Below are 473 nucleotides of genomic sequence, written 5' to 3' on the forward strand. Positions count from 1 at the left end.
GATGGCATCGGCGCCCGCGCCGCTGGCGAAGCTGCTGGTCCAGCCCAGGCCCTGTGTTTCGAGCGCGGCAGCTTCCGGATCGGCACCGACGTGGTCCGCCGAGCCCGCGCCGTGCGTCTTGCCGAACGTGTGGCCGCCGGCGATGAGCGCGACGATTTCCTCGTCGTTCATCGCCATGTTGCCGAAGGTCGCGCGGATCGCCGGCGCCGCGGAAGCCGGATCGCCGCTGGCGTTCGGACCTTCCGGGTTCACGTAGATCAGGCCCATTTCGGTCGCGGACAGCGGATTGTCCTTGAGCGTTTCCGGATTGCGGTGCGACAGCCAGGCCTTCTCGTCACCCCAGTTCACGTCCAGGTCCGGCTCCCACACGTCTTCGCGGCCTGCCGCGAAACCGAAGGTGCGGAAACCCGAATTTTCCAGCGCGACATTGCCCGCCAGGATGATCAGGTCGGCCCACGAGATTTTCTGGCCGT

At 67.0% G+C, this 473-nt stretch carries 1 protein-coding gene; it reads right to left on the reverse strand.

The annotated features are described in order from the left end of the window. Window positions 1-473: peroxidase family protein (locus tag HWX22_RS31535; protein ID WP_347879493.1), on the reverse strand; the 473-nt coding region annotated here is incomplete at both ends.

Origin of the sequence: Burkholderia sp. BCC1638 (assembly GCF_902833195.1) — a bacterium.
Classification (GTDB): domain Bacteria; phylum Pseudomonadota; class Gammaproteobacteria; order Burkholderiales; family Burkholderiaceae; genus Burkholderia; species Burkholderia diffusa.